This window comes from Aedoeadaptatus nemausensis (assembly GCF_903819165.1).
Classification (GTDB): Bacteria; Bacillota; Clostridia; order Tissierellales; family Peptoniphilaceae; genus Aedoeadaptatus; species Aedoeadaptatus nemausensis.
On sequence record NZ_CAIJCS010000014.1, the window covers coordinates 56,739 to 74,039 of the forward strand.

Below are 17,301 nucleotides of genomic sequence, written 5' to 3' on the forward strand. Positions count from 1 at the left end.
AACATTACAATGATTATTTGGACCAACAAATGGTGTTGGAAGGCTGGATCAAGACATCGAGAGATTCTAAAAACTTCGGCTTTATTCAACTGACCGACGGCAGTGGATTCGACGGTATCCAAGTTGTGTATGAAGGCGATATTGAAAATTTTAAAGAGATTTCCAAATATCCTCTTTACAGTTCCATTCGCGTGGAGGGGAATCTGGTAGAAAGCCCCGGGGCAAAGCAACCCATTGAAATTCACGCGACAAAAATTGAACCTCTTCACCTGGCGGAAGCGGACTATCCGCTTCAAAAGAAGCGCCACACATTTGAATATTTACGTACCAAAGCCCATCTACGTCCGAGAACCAATACGTTCCAAGCCGTGTTCCGTGTACGCAGTTTAATCGCCTTTGCCATTCACGAATTTTTCCAACAACGAAACTTCGTTTACGTTCACACGCCTATTATTACGGCATCCGACGCCGAAGGGGCGGGGGAAATGTTCCAAGTTACCACATTTGATTTAAATAACGTACCTAAGAAAGACGGTTCTATCGATTTCGAAGAAGACTTTTTCGGAAAACACGCCAATCTTACGGTAAGCGGTCAATTGCAGGCGGAAGCTTACGCCCTCGCGTTTAGAGACGTATACACCTTCGGGCCTACATTCCGTGCAGAGAACTCCAACACCCAACGCCACGCGGCGGAGTTTTGGATGATCGAGCCGGAAATGGCCTTTGCCGACCTCAATGTAAACATGGATGTCGCGGAAGATATGCTTAAATACATTATCAACTATGTCTTTGAGCACGCCCCAAGAGAACTCGAGTTCTTTAACTCCTTTATCGACAAAGGCCTGATCGATCGCTTGAAAAATGTTGTAGAATCGGATTTCGTCCGCATCACCTACACTGAAGCTATCGATATTTTAGAGAAATGTGATCGTGAATTTAAGTATCCCGTTTCCTGGGGTATCGATCTTCAAACGGAACATGAACGTTATATCACCGAAGAGGTCTATAAAAAACCCGTCTTTATTACAGACTATCCCAAGGAAATCAAAGCTTTCTATATGAGAGAAAATGAAGATAAAAAGACCGTCGCCGCTATGGACTTACTCGTTCCGGGTATCGGCGAAATTATCGGAGGCTCCCAAAGAGAAGAGCGTTTAGACGTTTTGGAAGCTAAGATGAAGGACCTGGGTTTAACAGGAGACAATTACGAGTGGTATCTCGACTTGCGCCGTTACGGAAGCGTCGTTCACTCCGGATACGGTTTAGGGTTTGAGCGTGCCGTCATGTATATTACCGGTATGAAGAACATTCGCGACGTCATTCCCTTCCCGAGAACCGTAGGCAATGCAGAATTTTAGAAAGGGCAATCCCATGAAAGCATATGATCCGAAACAGATAGAGAAGAAATGGCAAGACTTTTGGGACGAACACGAAACTTATAAGGCGACCTTAGAACCGGGGAAAAAGAAATTTTATCCCTTGGTAGAGTTCCCCTATCCTTCCGGACAGGGTCTTCACGTCGGCCACCCGAGGCCCTACACGGCCCTCGATATCGTAGCTCGCAAAAGACGCTATGAAGGCGAAAATGTAATCTTTACCATGGGATGGGATGCTTTCGGCCTTCCTACAGAAAACTACGCAATTAAAAACAAAATCCATCCGCGAATCGTTACGGAACGAAACATCGCCAACTTCAAGAAGCAATTAAAGAGCTTGGGATTCAGTTTCGATTGGAGTCGTGAAATCAATACGACAGATCCGAAATATTATCGTTGGACACAATGGATTTTCCTGCAATTATTTAAAAAAGGCCTGGCCTATAAAGAGGAGATGCCCGTAAACTGGTGCCCCTCCTGTAAAGTCGGCCTCGCCAATGAAGAGGTCGTCGGTGGCAAATGCGAGCGCTGCGGCACCGTCGTAAAACATCGTCGCCGCAGTCAATGGATGCTTCGCATCACGGAATATGCCGATCGCCTACTGGAAGGTTTGGATACGGTAGATTTTATCGAGCCTGTTAAGATTCAACAACGCAACTGGATCGGAAAGAGCGTCGGCGCCGAAATTCACTTTAAAGTGAAGGATACGGACGAGGTCCTCCAAGTCTTTACGACACGGCCCGACACCCTTTTCGGTGCGACCTACATGGTTGTTGCACCTGAGCATCCTCTCGTAACGGAGTATGCTCACAAGATTGAAAATATGGATGAAGTAAAGTCTTATCTTTCGGAAGTTGAAAAGAAATCCGATTTCGAGCGAACAGAGCTTTCTAAAGAAAAGACCGGTGTACCTCTAAAAGGACTCGTAGGCATTAATCCTGCCAATGGTAAAGAAATTCCCATTTGGATTTCCGACTATGTCTTGATGACCTACGGTACCGGCGCCATTATGTCGGTTCCCGGACACGACCAAAGAGACTGGGAGTTCGCCAAAAAATTTAATCTTCCCATTATTCCCGTTATCGAAGGGGGAAATGTTGAGGAAGAGGCCTATACCGATGTATCCGAAGGCATTATGATCAACTCCGATTTTCTTAACGGAAAATCCGTGGAAGACGCTATCGAGACCATGATCCAATGGATTACGGAAAAGGGCCTCGGCAAGAAACAAACTAATTATAAATTAAGAGACTGGGTTTTCTCGAGACAACGCTACTGGGGAGAACCGATCCCCTTGATCCACTGCGACGATTGCGGTTGGGTTCCCGTTCCGGAAGAGGAGTTGCCTCTCGAGCTTCCCGAAGTGGAAAATTATGAACCAACAGACAACGGTCAAAGTCCTCTCTCTGAAGTGGACGACTGGGTGAATACTACCTGCCCGAAATGCGGCAAGCCCGCTAAGAGAGAAACGGACACCATGCCTCAATGGGCAGGCAGCAGTTGGTATTATTTACGCTACACGGATCCTAATAACGACGAATTCTTAGCCTCTAAAGATGCCCTCGAATACTTTATGCCTGTGGATTGGTACAATGGCGGCATGGAGCATACAACACTCCACTTATTGTACTCTCGCTTTTGGCATAAATTCCTCTACGATATCGGCGTGGTGACCACCGAAGAGCCCTATCAAAAGCGGACGAGTCACGGCATGATTTTAGGGGAAGACGGCGGAAAGATGAGCAAGAGCCGTGGAAATGTAGTTAATCCCGACGACATTGTCGATCGTTACGGCGCCGATACGCTGAGAACCTATGAAATGTTTATCGGTGACTTTGAAAAATCCGTTCCCTGGTCTGAGAACGGTGTAAAAGGCTGCAGACGCTTCTTGGAAAGAGTCTGGTATTTGGCGGATGATATTCTTGACGGCGACAGCTATCGCAAGGAATCTGAAACTTTAATGCATCAAAGCATTAAAAAAGTCAGCTACGACTACGAACATTTAAAAGCGAATACAGCTATTGCACAATTGATGACCATGGTAAACTTCTTCCAAAAAGAAGGGGTCAATCGAAAAGAATTTAAAGATTTCCTCATCCTATTAAATCCCGTGGCGCCTCATATGACCGAAGAGCTTTGGGAAATGCTCGAGCTAGGCGGTAATTTATGCGATGCCCGTTGGCCGGAATATGACGAAGCCAAAACGGTGGAAGACGAGATCGAGGTTCCCGTTCAATTTAACGGAAAAGTTCGCTATAAAGTGGTTTTAAATCGAAATGCTTCTCAGGAAGAGGCATTTAATGTGGTTCACGAACACGAAGATTTTGCGAAACAAACGGAAGGCAAGACCGTCGTTAAAGAAATTTACGTGCCCGGAAAGATATTAAACATTGTCATCAAATAATTGACAGTGCGCTTTCTTTAGAGTATCTTATTCATATAGAATTACTCGGAATTAAGGAGGTGAAGACATGAAGTTATCGACAAGAGGTCGTTACGGCCTCATGGCCATGTACCATTTGGCAAATAATTATGGTGGAGGCCCCCTTTCGGTTAACTATATAGCTGAACAGGAAGGGCTCAGCGTGGCTTATTTAGAACAATTGTTTTCACGCTTAAAAAAACGCAATTTGGTAAAGAGTATTCGTGGTGCTCAAGGAGGCTATGTGCTTACAGAACCGCCTGAAAATATTGCCATAGGTGATGTTATTGCGGCATTGGAAGGCGAAATGGCTTTTTCCTGCTGCAGCAGCGACGATGCTCATAATTGTGAAAGAGGCCATGATTGCTCAGCTAAATCGATCTTGGATCGCATTCAAGAAGAAGTCGACGATGTCTTATACTCTATGACACTTGCAGATATGAGGTAGCCATGGTACAAGTTGATTCATTCTTCGATGCGGTTACCCCTAACTTTCTCGTGGTGCTCCGCGGATTGTTGTTGATTCTTTTAATAGGTCTTAGCGTCTATTATTTAATTAATATCGGAAACCAATACATCGATAAGAGCAAGCGAATACGATTGGATTTGAGACGCGTCGGACTCTTTTTATCGGCGATTCTCCTCTTTATAATTATTCGCTATGTATTTCAGCGGTTTCCCGTACTGCCGACGACACTAGCAGCTATTGTAATCTCGATGATACTCGCTTATATCATTAATCCTTTGGTAAGCTACTTGGAGACGAAAAAGATCTCCAGGCGACTGGGCGTGCTTATCGTCTACATCGGGTTTATCTTGATTTTCGTCGTATTGTTCCTCGTGGTATTGCCGAAGACCGTAGAGGAACTTCGGAATCTTTTCACATCTCTTCCGAATTTAGTAAACGATTTGAATCTTAGGATACTGGATTCGGCAGATCATATTGAAAAAGTAACCAATATCGATATGAGTCGTATCCTGAACAATGTCCAAGACGGAATCGAGCAGTATCTGAACTCATTGCAAACCAGTTTATTGGATCGATTGCGTTCGATGGCATCGGGAATGTACGCCGCCTTCGGAAGAATAGTAAGTTTTATTCTGGTTTTAATTTTGACCTATTACTTTACAGTCGATAAAAATAGGATCAAGGTTAAAATGTATAAAATGATCCCCTCGAGCTATCGCTCGGACATTCTTTATCTGGCGTCTGAAATTAATACCGCCATGTTGGAATTTGTAAAGGGCAAGCTTTTGCTCGCGGTAATCGTCGGCGTCACGACAACTATCATGCTTTTAATTCTCGGCGTGAACTTTGCAGTCGCCATCGGACTAATCACTATCGTCGCCGATATTATCCCCTATATCGGACCGTTTCTGGCTTTCGTACCGGCCTTTTTCTTCTCCGTTATGGATTCCTGGACCAAGGCAATATGGGTAAGTATTTTCTTCGTCTTCCTACAATGGGCGGAAAACAACCTATTTGCCCCGAAGATTTTAGGGAAACGGACAGGCCTTCATCCGGCGGTCGTCCTACTATGTATCGTTATAGGAGGCGGAACCTTCGGCGTGATCGGCATGATTTTATCGGTTCCTGTCTTCTCAATATTAACCATTCTCAAAAACTTCACCGTGATGAAATGGAGAGATCATCGACAACGTAAAAATGAAGTGAAAAAAGTACAATAAGCGACGGCTTTGCCGCCGCTTATTTATTTGAATAAAGTATTCAAATTGACATTCTATTCATGCAACTTTATAATTTTAATCATAATCAAAACTATCTAGATCAGCGGGAGGAAACATGAAACCATTGGGATTACACGATATTAGAAGCGCTTTTTTGGAGTTTTTTGAGAGTAAAGAGCACTTGGCCTTGCCGAGCTTTTCTTTAGTTCCTCAAAACGATAAATCCCTGCTCTTAATCGGGGCGGGTATGGCGCCGATGAAAAAATACTTTACTGGAGAAGCGACGCCTCCCGCATCACGGGTATGCACATCACAAAAATGTATTCGAACCGGTGATATTGAAAATGTAGGGAAGACCGATCGCCACGCCACTTTCTTTGAAATGCTCGGGAACTTCTCCTTCGGCGATTATTTTAAATCCGAAGTCATTCCCTGGGCCTGGGAATTTCTGACAGATGTATTGGAAATCGACCCGGAACGTCTATGGGCGACGGTTTATCTGGACGACGACGAAGCTTTCCGCATTTGGAATGAGGAAGTCGGACTTCCGGCGGAGCGAATCGTTCGCTTGGGAAAAGACGATAACTTCTGGGAATTGGCCGTAGGCCCGTCGGGACCGTGCTCGGAAATCTACTTCGACCGTGGCGAAAAGCACGGCTGTGGCGATCCGAACTGTAAGCCCGGATGTGAATGTGATCGCTATATTGAAGTGTGGAACCTGGTCTTTACTCAATTTGATAAGGATGAAGAAGGGGAGTACCACCCCTTGAAGCATCCCAATATCGATACGGGCATGGGCTTAGAACGTATTGCTACCGTCCTTCAAGATACGAATAATATTTTTGAAATCGATGCAATTCACGATATTTTGGAAGAAGTTTGCCGCATGGCAAATTACACCTATGGTACCGATGCTAAAATGGACGAATCGGTTCGCGTGATTACCGACCATATTCGTGCCATTACCTTTATGATCTCCGACTCCATTATTCCGTCTAATGAGGGAAGAGGCTATGTGGAAAGACGATTGACGCGACGTGCGGCAAAACACGGACGCAATCTCGGTATCCACGACGCATTTTTATATAAGCTCGCCGACATGGTTATCGACTCCTGGAAGGTGCAATACACGGAGCTGGATGAAAATCGCGAGGTCATCGGACGCGTCATCTTGAGAGAAGAAGAGCGTTTCTTAAAGACTCTTGAAACGGGTATGAACCTTCTCGAGACTGAGATTGAAAACAAAAAGCGCGACGGAATTAACGAGTTTTCCGGTTCAGATGCTTTTAAACTTTACGATACCTATGGATTCCCTGTAGATTTAACGATAGAAATCCTCGAAGAAAACGGGATGATCCTCGACGAAGAAGGATTTAACGAAGCCATGGAAGCACAAAAAAATCGCGCACGTGACGCCCGTGATGACTCCGACAATATCGGTTGGGCATCGGGTGGCGGCTTCGACTTTAACGATATTGCCGAAGAAACCACATTCGTGGGATATGATACCTTAAGCGTTAAAGACGCCGATCTTTTGCACGTCATTTCCGAAGATAAAGAAGTAGATGTCCTTGAAGCAGGAAAAAGCGGCATTTTCTACCTGGATCCTACGCCATTTTATGCAGAAAGCGGCGGCCAAATCGGCGATAGCGGTATCTTAAAAGGAGACGGTTTTACCGTAGAAGTGGAAGACACCCAAAAGACGAAGAGCGGACATATTTACTGCATCGGAAAGGTCTTAGAAGGTAATGCGAAGGTCGGACAGGTCGACGCCTATGTAGAAGAAGATCGACGGGAGATGATCCGCAGAAACCACTCGGTCACTCACTTATTGCACCAAGCTCTAAAAGACGTACTGGGAGATCACGTAAATCAAGCGGGGTCTTACGTTGCGCCTGGTATGATGCGGTTTGACTTTACACATTATGAAGGGGTTTCAGAAGAGGACATCAAGGCGATAGAAGAATTGGTTAACCGGAAAATCTTTGAATCCCTTCCCGTAAAAACCGAGCTTTTATCCTATGAAGAGGCTAAGGCCGACGGCGCTGTCGGACTTTTCGAAAATAAATACGGGGATGAGGTCCGCGTCGTCAGCATGGGAGACTACTCGAAAGAACTTTGCGGCGGTACGCATGTGGACAACACCGCACAAATCGGTATGTTTAAAATCTTATCGGAAAACGGAATTTCTGCCGGCGTCCGTCGCATGGAAACAGTTACCGGACCGGGCGCTTACCGCTTTACGAAAGATAAAGATTATTTGGTGAAAGAAGTCGCTCAACTCTTAAAAACGACAGACGGCAATGTTCTTGAAAAATTAAAGACCCATTTAGATAACGAGAAAGCTTTAGAAAAAGAGCTTAATCGATTGAATGCCGAAATTGCAAAGTCCAAGATGAGCGATGCAATCGGCGAGGTGGAAAAGATCGGCGATATTTCCTTAGTTCGCGGAAGTTTTGAAAATGTATCCGTGGAAGATTTGCGAAATATGGCGGAAACCATGCGCGATAAAAACGACGCTATAGTCGTTCTGTCAACACTTAATGACGACAAATTGAATTTCGTATGTGCCGCACCTAAATCAGCTATCGATAAAGGCTATAAAGCCGGAAATATAGTAAAAGAAGTGGCGAAAATCGCAGGCGGTGGCGGCGGTGGCCGTCCGGACATGGCGACAGCCGGAGCGAAGGATCCATCGAAGGTTGCGGAAGCAATGGATAGTGTGACAGAAATATTACAGGCTATTGGAAAATAATGTCGTAATCTGATATTTGTGCTATAATACTCTTATGGAGGAGATTATATGGACAATAATCAGTTTGAAACGCATATATTTGAAAAATCAGGCGGCGACAGCGAGAAAATTCGTTCAGGTATGACCGTAGTGTTTCATGCACTTGAGGACAAGGGATATGACCCGGTCGATCAAATTATTGGCTATATATTATCCGGAGATCCCACCTATATAACAAGTCATCGAGATGCGCGGAGCATTATACAATCAATTGAACGTGACGAGCTTTTAGCAGAGTTGTTAAAATTCTATTTAAAAGAAAAATAGAGATGGGCCCAGGCTCATCTCTATTCTAATGTTATAAGGAGATTTATGGCTATATTAGGTAAGACGGGGATCGAAGTATCGCCTTTATGTTTTGGCTCGCTAACTTTTTCGAGATTTCAGGCGAATTTATCTTTAAAAAAGGGCACGGAATTATTAGTATATGCCCGGGAAAAGGGTATTAACTTTATAGATACTGCGGAAATTTATGATAACTACGCCTACATTCGCGAGGCTATAAGAGAGTTAGGTCGCGAAGAATGGGTAATTACGTCGAAAGCATATTGCTACGACGCCAAAACGGCGGAGGAAAGTGTAAAAAAAGCCCTAAGGGAATTAAACACCGATTATATCGACATCTTTATGCTCCACGAGCAGGAGTCTCTTTTGACGCTTAAAGGCCACCGCGAGGCTTTAGAGCGTCTAAAACAGTTTAAAGATGAGGGTATAATTCGTGCCGTAGGTATTTCTACGCATTTTATCGGATGTGTCAATGCGACGGCGCTGTTTCCGGAAATCGAAGTGATTCACCCGATTATTAATCGCAAGGGAATCGGGATCCAAGACGGCACCGCCGAGCAAATGATGAACGCCATTAAAGCGCGCCACGACAAGGGCATCGGTATTTATTCCATGAAGGCCTTAGGCGGCGGTCATTTGATTCAGGAGAATCGCGAGTCCCTTCAATGGATCCGCGAGCAACAAGGAATCGACTCCACGGCTATCGGCATGCAATCCAAGAGTGAAATCGACTATAATGCCGACTTATTTTTACAGAATCGTGAAAATGAGGAGGCTTTAAAAGACGTTTCCGGTAAAAAACGGCATTTAATTATCGGTGATTATTGTATCGGTTGCGGTAGCTGTGAAAAGCGCTGTAAACAAAACGGTATCCGCGTCATCGATGGAAAAGCCGTCCCCAACGAAAACTGTATTTTGTGTGGATACTGTGCCACAGTATGCCCTGAATTTTGCATTAAAGTGATTTAAATGAACAGAGTACTAGGCCTAGATATAGGAAATAAGACCATCGGCGTCGCCGTATCCGATCCTCTCGGTATTTTAGCCCAAGGGGTTACGACGATAATAAGAAGCTCAAAAGCCGAAGATGTAAAAGCTTTAAAGAGCATTATTGACGAATATCGTGTGGAGAAGCTGATCATCGGGCTTCCCAAAAATATGAACAATTCTATGGGATTTCAAGCGACGCGGACGATGAATTATGCTGACTATTTAAAAGAAGCTCTCGACATGGAGATTGAATTTGTGGATGAGCGCTTAACGACCGCTTCCGCCACTCGCAGCCTTATTGAAGGCGGCGTGCGGCGAGAGAACAGGAAAAAGCATGTAGATAAAGTGGCGGCCGTTCTTATTTTGCAGACTTATTTAGATCAACAGTCCCTTTAATTTTACGCCACTGAAGGCGTGCTTTTGATGTCAAGATGTCATATTTAGAGAAATGGTGGGTAAACTATGCCAGCAAACAAATATAAAGATTATTTGCAAGATAAAGGATTCAAATATACGAAGCAACGGCAAGTGGTAATGGATGTTTTTATCGACCACGATGACGAACATATGACGACGGAGGAAGTGTTTCAATACGCCTCGAAAAAGATGCCTGAGATCGGCATCGCTACGGTATATCGCGCCGTAAGTCTTTTAGAAGAGATCGGCTTTTTAACGGCCTTGACCCTTCCCGACGGAACGACACGTTATGAACGCCGTATGAGAGATGAAAAGCATATTCACCACCATTTGGTTTGTAATAAGTGCCACAAAATTACGGAAGTAAATGTGGATTTACTCGATGACTTGGAAGAAGAGATTGAACGTACGGTCCATTTTCATATAACGGATCATAATTTAAAATTTTACGGCATTTGTGAAGAATGCGGACAGAAAATGAAAGGAGAGTCTCATGAAGACTAAGGAAAAACTTCGGATCATTCCTCTTGGAGGATTACAAGAAGTTGGAAAGAACATGACGGTCATAGAGTATCGTGACGAAATGATACTTATCGACTGTGGCATGACCTTTCCGGAAGACGATATGCCGGGAATCGATGTGGTTATTCCCGATATCAGCTATATATTAAAAAATCAGAAAAAACTGAAAGGCATTGTTATTACACACGGTCACGAAGACCATATCGGTGCCGTGCCCTATATTCTAAAACAAATTAATGTGCCCGTTTACGGAACGAAGCTCACTTTGGCACTTCTTGAAAATAAATTGAAGGAACATCGCTTGCTGCGTTCTTCAAAACTGGTTACCGTAAGCTATAAAAAGCCCATGAAGATAGGCAAACATTTCGATGTGGAATGGATCAGCGTCAACCACTCTATTCCCGATGCGGCCGCCCTTGCTATTACCACGCCTTTAGGTGTCTTAGTGCACACCGGCGACTTTAAGGTAGACTTTACCCCCATTGCGGGAGCACCTATCGACTTAAATCGCTTGGCTGAAATCGGCGACAAAGGAGTATTGGCATTATTCAGTGAATCTACGAACGTTCTTCGTGAAGGATTCTCTATGAGCGAGCGGAAAGTCGGCGCCACACTTGATCGACTATTTGCTCTTATGAAGAATAATCGTATTATAATCGCCACTTTCGCATCGAATGTATTTAGAATTCAGCAGATAATCAATGCCGCCGAACGCTATAATCGCAAGGTCGTATTAAGCGGGCGCAGCATGCTTAATGTTATGGGTATCGCCCAAAATCTCGGCTATTTAAGGGTAAAGAAAAATACTATCGTCGATATTAAAGACATGCATCGCTACAATCCCAAGCAGCTGGTATTAATCACCACCGGCAGCCAAGGGGAGCCTATGAGTGCCATGACCCGTATTGCAAACGGTCAGCATAAACAGATTCAATTGGCAAAAGAAGATGTGATCATTCTCTCTTCTCATCCCATTCCGGGTAATGAAAATGCGGTCAACACCGTCATCAACAGCCTGTTGGATAAAGGGGTCCGCGTAATCTATGAATCCCTTTCTGAAATTCACGTTTCCGGACACGCCTATCAAGAAGAGCATAAGCTCATGCTCAGCCTTCTAAAACCGAAGTTCTTCATCCCCGTTCACGGTGAAGTTAAGCATTTATTAAAACATATGGAAGTGGCACAGAGAATGGGCATTCCCAAAAATAATATTTTTATGCTTGAAAACGGTGCGTGCCTCGAGATGAACAGAACAGAAGCCCATCGCGTTAAAGATGTGGAATCCGGTCAGGTTCTTATCGACGGCCTGGGCATCGGCGATGTCGGTAATATCGTTTTACGAGACAGAAAACATCTCTCAGAAGACGGTTTGATTATCGCCATTATCGCCATGAATAAAAAGTCAGGCGAGATGGTCTCCGGTCCCGATATTATTTCGAGAGGTTTCGTCTACGTTCGCGAGTCCACGGATTTGATGAACGAAGTGCGCAATACTGTATCGAAGTCTGTCGAGAACTGTAAAAAGAACAATGTAAAAGAGTGGTCTGCCATTAAATCGCAAATTCGCGACGACTTAAGAAACTTTATCTTTAAAAAGACGAGACGTAATCCCATGATCCTGCCCATTATCATGGATGTATAATAGCCGGTTTATCCGGCTTTTTTATAGCATGTATACGACAGAACCATTTATCGAAGAATTTATAAATGATCTCGTACCGGAAAAAGATGGTTATTTGAAAGATATGCGACGCTTTGCCGAGGAGGAAGAAGTTCCCATTATCGACCGACAGGTAGAGAACTATCTTTCCTTTTTCCTCTCGGTTTTAAAACCCCGTTCCATTTTAGAATTAGGAACGGCCATCGGTTACTCCGCATCGGTCATGGCGGAGGCGACTGATGCGGAGATTACCACGGTGGAACTAGATGCCGATCGCGCCGTTAATGCGAGAACCCATTTTCAAAACCAAAATCTGGAAAAAAGAGTTCGTCTTATCGTAGGAGATGCAGCTGAGTTCATCGTACAAGACGAAGGATCTTACGATTTCATCTTTATCGATGCGGCAAAAGGTCAGTACGAAGTGTATCTTAAAGAGTGTTTGCGGCTTTTAAATAAAGACGGCGTCATTTGTATGGATAATGTGCTATTCCACGGCATGTTGGCGTCAAAAGAACTATTTAAACGTCGTAAAATAACCATCGTAAAGAGACTGAAGAGAATGTTGCACAGGGTTTTTCAATCGGATGAACTCAGCGTAAATTTACTTCCCATTGGAGACGGTGTGTTGATGATAAGGAGATTGCATGGATAAAGTAGAACTGCTGGCTCCGGCCGGAGATCTTGAGAAGTTAAAGACGGCCATCGACTATGGCGCCGACGCCGTATACTTGGGCGGCGAAGCCTTTGGTCTGCGAAAGGCGTCTAAAAATTTCCCTCTTGAAACGATGAAAGAGGGGGTAGAATATGCCCACGAGCGGGGAAAGGCCGTACACGTCACCTTAAACATCGTGCCCCACGACGAGGACTTCGAAGGATTGGAAGATTATGTAAGGGATTTGGAATCTATAGGCGTCGATGCGGTAATCGTCTCCGATCCCGGAATCTTTCAGCGCGTCAGAAAAGTATCGAATATTCCCATCCATATGAGTACGCAAGGCAGCATTACCAATAGCGATACGGTAAAATTTTGGCGCGATCTCGGTGCCGAAAGGGTAGTGCTCGCGAGAGAGCTTTCTCTGGAAGAGATTAAGACGATCGTTAACAGAGTGAATAATATCGAGATCGAAACTTTCGTTCACGGCGCCATGTGTATGAGTTATAGTGGTCGTTGCCTTCTAAGCAATTACATGACGGGAAGGGATGCTAATCAAGGAGACTGCTCTCAGCCTTGTCGCTATAAATATCATCTGGTCGAAGAGAATCGCCCCGGGGAATATTTCCCAATCGATTCTTCGGAAGAGGGTAGTTTTATCTTAAACTCTAAAGATCTTTCCATGATCGGACATATCGATGAACTTATCGAGGCGGGAATCCGATCCTTAAAAATCGAAGGGCGCGTGAAGAGTTCTTACTACCTCGCCACCGTCATCAGATCTTATCGCATGGCTATCGACGCTTATTACGCCGACCCGGAGAACTATAAGTACGATGAAAAGCTGTTCGAGGAGATCCAAAAAGTTTCCCACAGAGATTTTACTACGGGATTCTATTATGGAGAGGCAAAGGATACGCGTGGGATCAGCGATTCCACGACCTACATTAGAGATTATGATTTTGTCGGCGTCGTCCTTGATTACGATGAGAAAAATCAAAGGGTTACCATTGAACAGCGCAATCGTCTGTTTGAAGGAGATGAAGTGGAGATATTCGGTCCCGAAAAGGATCACTTCCTATGGACAATAGAAGATATGCGCGACGAAGAGGGAGAGGCAATAGATGTGGCCAATAAAGCGCGCCAAATCTTTACCGCCCGTCTCGATCGACCGGTAGAAGCAAAAGATATGATCAGAAAGAAGATTGATTAATATGCGACCAATTTTAATCGGCCTCTGCGGAGGATCAGGTTCAGGAAAAAGTACCGTAACCGAACAACTCTATGCTAAAACAGGAAGCGAACGTTGTACGGTAATTCGTCAAGATAATTACTATAAAGATCAGTCTCATCTGTCTTTTGAAGACCGCCAAAAGACCAATTACGACCATCCTTTCGCATTCGACAACGATCTCTTTATCGAACATTTAAAAATGTTACGGGAAGGGAAGGCCATCGACATGCCGGAATACGACTTTTCAGTGCATAATCGTAAAAAAGAATCCGTTCGATTGGAACCGAAAGATATTATTCTGATCGAAGGCATTTTACTTTTCTCCGAACCGCGTATTTTGGATCTCCTCGATATGCGAATATTCGTCGATACGGACAGTGACGTTCGTATTTTAAGACGAATCAAACGGGATATGAAGGAGCGGGCGAGAAGCTTGGATTCCGTTATCGATCAGTATATGGCTACAGTGCGTCCCGCCCATTTACAATTTGTTGAGCCCTCGAAACGATATGCGGATATTATCGTGCCGGAGGGCGGCTATAATAAAGTGGCAGTAGATTTGATTCAGACTAAAGTAGATCATATTTTAGAAGGACGGAAGAAATAGTTTGACAATGGAAGAAAATCCTGATATACTACCATCTGTATGAAGAAGAAGTCCGTTTCTCACCTTACGACTCACGTTTTAAGGTTTGTTCCAGATTATGTGAAAGCGGGTTTTTTTGTGCCCGCTTTTTTTGTTGCCTATGGAGGTGTTTAGTCATTAAGGAAGTTCAAATCAATGGTGAAATTCGCGCTAAAGAAGTGCGTCTCATAGATCCCGATGGAGAGCAATTGGGAGTTGTGTCCATTGACAAAGCAAGAGAAATTGCTGATGAATTTAAGTTAGATCTCGTAAACATCGCACCGCAAGCTAAACCGCCGGTGTGTAGAATCTTGGATTACGGTAAGTATCGTTACGATATGATGAAAAGAGAAAAGGAATCCAAGAAAAAGCAAAAGACCATAACCGTTAAGGAATTGCGTCTCACGCCTAAGATCGAGTTCCACGACTTAAACACCAAGGCTAATAGAGCAATTGATTTCCTTAAGGACGGAAATCGCGTCAAGGTTTCGGTTCGTTTCCGCGGTAGAGAAATGGGCCATACTGAAATCGGACGCGAGGTGCTTGATGAATTTACCGAACTTGTTTCAGAGTATGGTGAAGTCGACAAGAAGCCTAAAATGGAAGGCAGAAGCATGGTCATGTTCTTCAGTTCCAAGTCAGATAACTAATAGGAGGAAATGCTATGGGTAAAATGAAAACACATAGAGGTTCCGCAAAACGATTCAAAAGAACGGGAACCGGTAAAATCAGAAGATTTAAAGCCTTTAAAGGTCACTTGACCGGTAAAAAAACGGCTAAGAGAACGCGTAATCTAAGAAAAGGAGCGATGGTCTCCACAGCCGATGCACGTCGTATCGACAATATGATTCCGTAATCGGGGGGTAGTTAAGATATGGCAAGAGTAAAAAGAGGCGTAAACGCAAAGCGTCGTCATAAAAAAGTATTAAAGCAAGCAAAAGGTTATTTTGGTGCGAAATCCAAGCTTTACAGAGTAGCAAACCAAGCGGTTATGCGCTCCATGAGCTATGCCTTTGCAGGTAGAAAGCAAAAGAAGAGAGATTTCCGTAAACTTTGGATTACGAGAATCAACGCTGCCGCTCGTTTAAACGGCATGAGCTATAGTCGTTTCATTAACGGACTTAAAAAAGCGAATGTAGATATTAACCGCAAGGTTTTATCTGAGCTCGCAATTCACGACCCGGAAGCATTTGCACAACTTGTTCAAGTAGCTAAGGGAGAATAATTGCTACACCCTGTAGGGAATACTCCCTGCAGGGTGTTTTTGTATGGAGCAACCATTGAAATTACCTGACATTATTCACAAAAAAATAACGAAAAATCCGTCATTGGTTTTGGGTTTATCCTTTATCATACTCATATTAACAGGTGCCTTACTCCTTTCCCTGCCCTTTGCATCGGCCGACGGGAAGAGTTTGAACTTTGTCGATGCGCTTTTTAGTGCTACTTCCGCTTCCTGTGTGACGGGGCTCATCGTCAGAAATACGGCGGAAGCGTGGAGTATTTTCGGTAAAGTTGTCATCATTACCCTGATACAAATTGGCGGTCTCGGCACTATGACCATGGTGGCCTGGGTATCGATTTTTATCGGCAAACGCATCGGATTAAGCGAGCGGATGTTTATTAAAGAGCAGTGGAGCGCGGAATCTTTAACAGGCCTGATACGTCTTATGCGATTCGCGACGCTGTTTACTCTTATAGTAGAGGGGTTAGGAGCTCTTCTTTTAAGCTTTCGTCTGATTCCTATGTACGGTATAAAAAAAGGCTTAGCTTTTTCCGTATTTCACTCGATCAGTGCTTTTTGTAACGCCGGATTCGATTTGTTCGGCGATTCTCTCGTGTCTTTTCAAGACGATTATTTCGTCACATTGATTATTGCGGCTTTAATTATTTTAGGGGGTCTCGGTTTTATCGTCTATGTGGATCTCTTAAATTATCCGAAAAAGCGACGAACGAGACGCCAAACAAAACTCGTACTTTCTACGACGGTGATTCTACTTATCGGCGGAATGATTTTATTTTATTTCTTTGAGTCGACCAACAGCAGCACCATCGGTTCGATGCCCATGCCTCAGAAAGTACTCGCTTCCTTTTTTCAATCAGTGACCTTTAGAACGGCAGGATTTAATTCTATCGATATGGGTAGTATGCGTGATACCACTGTATTTTTCAGCTTTCTGTTTATGTTTATCGGCGGTTCTCCCGGATCCACGGCAGGGGGTCTTAAGACAACTACTTTCGCCATCGTTATGAGTTCTGCTTTTTCTACCTTAAAGGGACAGGAGGACACCGTCCTTTTCAAAAGAAGGGTTGAGGAGGAAATAGTTCGAAAGGCCTTCTCTCTATTTGTCATCGCCATTGCCCTCGTATTTGTCGTGGCGGCATTTATAGTAGCCTTTGAAAATGGTGTTTTTCAATTTATAGACATTCTTTTTGAAACAATTTCAGCCTTCGGCACGGTAGGTGTTACCCGTGGCATTACGGGAAATTTAAGCAGCTATTCGAAATTGGCTCTTTCATTTACAATGTATATCGGTAGAATCGGGCCCACCACTTTCGCCATGGGCCTATTCCACGACGATCATAAGAAAAAATACCGCTATGCGGAAGGCAAATATATAGTAGGTTAGGAGCG

General features: G+C 44.1%; 17 protein-coding genes. All 17 read left to right on the plus strand.

Translation table 11 applies throughout. The annotated features are described in order from the left end of the window. Nucleotides 1-29: 29 nt before the first annotated feature. The 17 genes from asnS (at nt 30) to PEPTYR26121_RS01535 (ending at nt 17,296) form a co-directional block, all read left to right on the plus strand. Nucleotides 30-1,358 (plus strand): asparagine--tRNA ligase, encoded by a 1,329-nt coding sequence (gene asnS / locus PEPTYR26121_RS01455; RefSeq protein ID WP_246285883.1) that lies wholly within the window; start codon nt 30-32, stop codon nt 1,356-1,358. A gap of 13 nt (nt 1,359-1,371) precedes the next feature. Further along, on the plus strand, nt 1,372-3,780 hold the full coding sequence (gene leuS, locus PEPTYR26121_RS01460; RefSeq protein ID WP_180498500.1) for a leucine--tRNA ligase: 2,409 nt from the start codon (nt 1,372-1,374) through the stop codon (nt 3,778-3,780). A gap of 67 nt (nt 3,781-3,847) precedes the next feature. Further along, nucleotides 3,848-4,246, plus strand: a complete 399-nt coding sequence (locus tag PEPTYR26121_RS01465; protein WP_180498502.1) for an RrF2 family transcriptional regulator — start codon at nt 3,848-3,850, stop codon at nt 4,244-4,246. Between the two features lie 2 nt (nt 4,247-4,248). Next, nucleotides 4,249-5,487, plus strand: coding sequence for an AI-2E family transporter (locus PEPTYR26121_RS01470; protein ID WP_180498504.1), 1,239 nt, complete (start codon nt 4,249-4,251; stop codon nt 5,485-5,487). A gap of 115 nt (nt 5,488-5,602) precedes the next feature. Beyond that, nucleotides 5,603-8,242, plus strand: coding sequence for an alanine--tRNA ligase (gene alaS / locus PEPTYR26121_RS01475; protein ID WP_180498506.1), 2,640 nt, complete (start codon nt 5,603-5,605; stop codon nt 8,240-8,242). Nucleotides 8,243-8,290: 48 nt separating this feature from the next. After that, a complete protein-coding gene (locus tag PEPTYR26121_RS01480) occupies nt 8,291-8,548 on the plus strand; it encodes an IreB family regulatory phosphoprotein (protein WP_180498508.1) in 258 nt (85 codons plus the stop codon). A 45-nt stretch (nt 8,549-8,593) separates the two neighbouring features. Continuing rightward, nucleotides 8,594-9,535, plus strand: coding sequence for an aldo/keto reductase (locus tag PEPTYR26121_RS01485; protein WP_180498510.1), 942 nt, complete (start codon nt 8,594-8,596; stop codon nt 9,533-9,535). Continuing rightward, nucleotides 9,536-9,952, plus strand: coding sequence for a Holliday junction resolvase RuvX (gene ruvX / locus PEPTYR26121_RS01490; RefSeq protein WP_180498512.1), 417 nt, complete (start codon nt 9,536-9,538; stop codon nt 9,950-9,952). A 66-nt stretch (nt 9,953-10,018) separates the two neighbouring features. Next, nucleotides 10,019-10,477, plus strand: coding sequence for a Fur family transcriptional regulator (locus PEPTYR26121_RS01495; RefSeq protein WP_180498514.1), 459 nt, complete (start codon nt 10,019-10,021; stop codon nt 10,475-10,477). After that, nucleotides 10,467-12,137 (plus strand): ribonuclease J, encoded by a 1,671-nt coding sequence (locus tag PEPTYR26121_RS01500; RefSeq protein WP_180498516.1) that lies wholly within the window; start codon nt 10,467-10,469, stop codon nt 12,135-12,137. Before PEPTYR26121_RS01495 ends, PEPTYR26121_RS01500 begins: the two co-directional genes overlap by 11 nt. Before the next feature lie 28 nt (nt 12,138-12,165). Beyond that, nucleotides 12,166-12,807 (plus strand): O-methyltransferase, encoded by a 642-nt coding sequence (locus tag PEPTYR26121_RS01505; RefSeq protein ID WP_180498519.1) that lies wholly within the window; start codon nt 12,166-12,168, stop codon nt 12,805-12,807. Next, nucleotides 12,800-14,020 carry a peptidase U32 family protein gene (locus tag PEPTYR26121_RS01510; protein WP_180498520.1) on the plus strand — a complete coding sequence of 407 codons (1,221 nt, stop codon included), beginning with the start codon at nt 12,800-12,802 and terminating at the stop codon, nt 14,018-14,020. Before PEPTYR26121_RS01505 ends, PEPTYR26121_RS01510 begins: the two co-directional genes overlap by 8 nt. Further along, nucleotides 14,016-14,648 (plus strand): uridine kinase, encoded by a 633-nt coding sequence (gene udk, locus PEPTYR26121_RS01515; RefSeq protein ID WP_281359973.1) that lies wholly within the window; start codon nt 14,016-14,018, stop codon nt 14,646-14,648. Before PEPTYR26121_RS01510 ends, udk begins: the two co-directional genes overlap by 5 nt. A 155-nt stretch (nt 14,649-14,803) precedes the next feature. Beyond that, nucleotides 14,804-15,316, plus strand: a complete 513-nt coding sequence (gene infC / locus PEPTYR26121_RS01520; protein ID WP_180499200.1) for a translation initiation factor IF-3 — start codon at nt 14,804-14,806, stop codon at nt 15,314-15,316. 14 nt (nt 15,317-15,330) lie between these two features. Beyond that, nucleotides 15,331-15,522: a 50S ribosomal protein L35 gene (rpmI, locus tag PEPTYR26121_RS01525; RefSeq protein ID WP_180498524.1), complete on the plus strand. Its 192-nt coding sequence runs from the start codon at nt 15,331-15,333 to the stop codon at nt 15,520-15,522. An 18-nt stretch (nt 15,523-15,540) separates the two neighbouring features. Continuing rightward, nucleotides 15,541-15,891 carry a 50S ribosomal protein L20 gene (gene rplT / locus PEPTYR26121_RS01530; protein WP_068367814.1) on the plus strand — a complete coding sequence of 117 codons (351 nt, stop codon included), beginning with the start codon at nt 15,541-15,543 and terminating at the stop codon, nt 15,889-15,891. Between the two features lie 55 nt (nt 15,892-15,946). Next, nucleotides 15,947-17,296, plus strand: a complete 1,350-nt coding sequence (locus PEPTYR26121_RS01535; RefSeq protein ID WP_246285866.1) for a TrkH family potassium uptake protein — start codon at nt 15,947-15,949, stop codon at nt 17,294-17,296. The last annotated feature ends 5 nt before the right edge of the window (nt 17,297-17,301 follow it).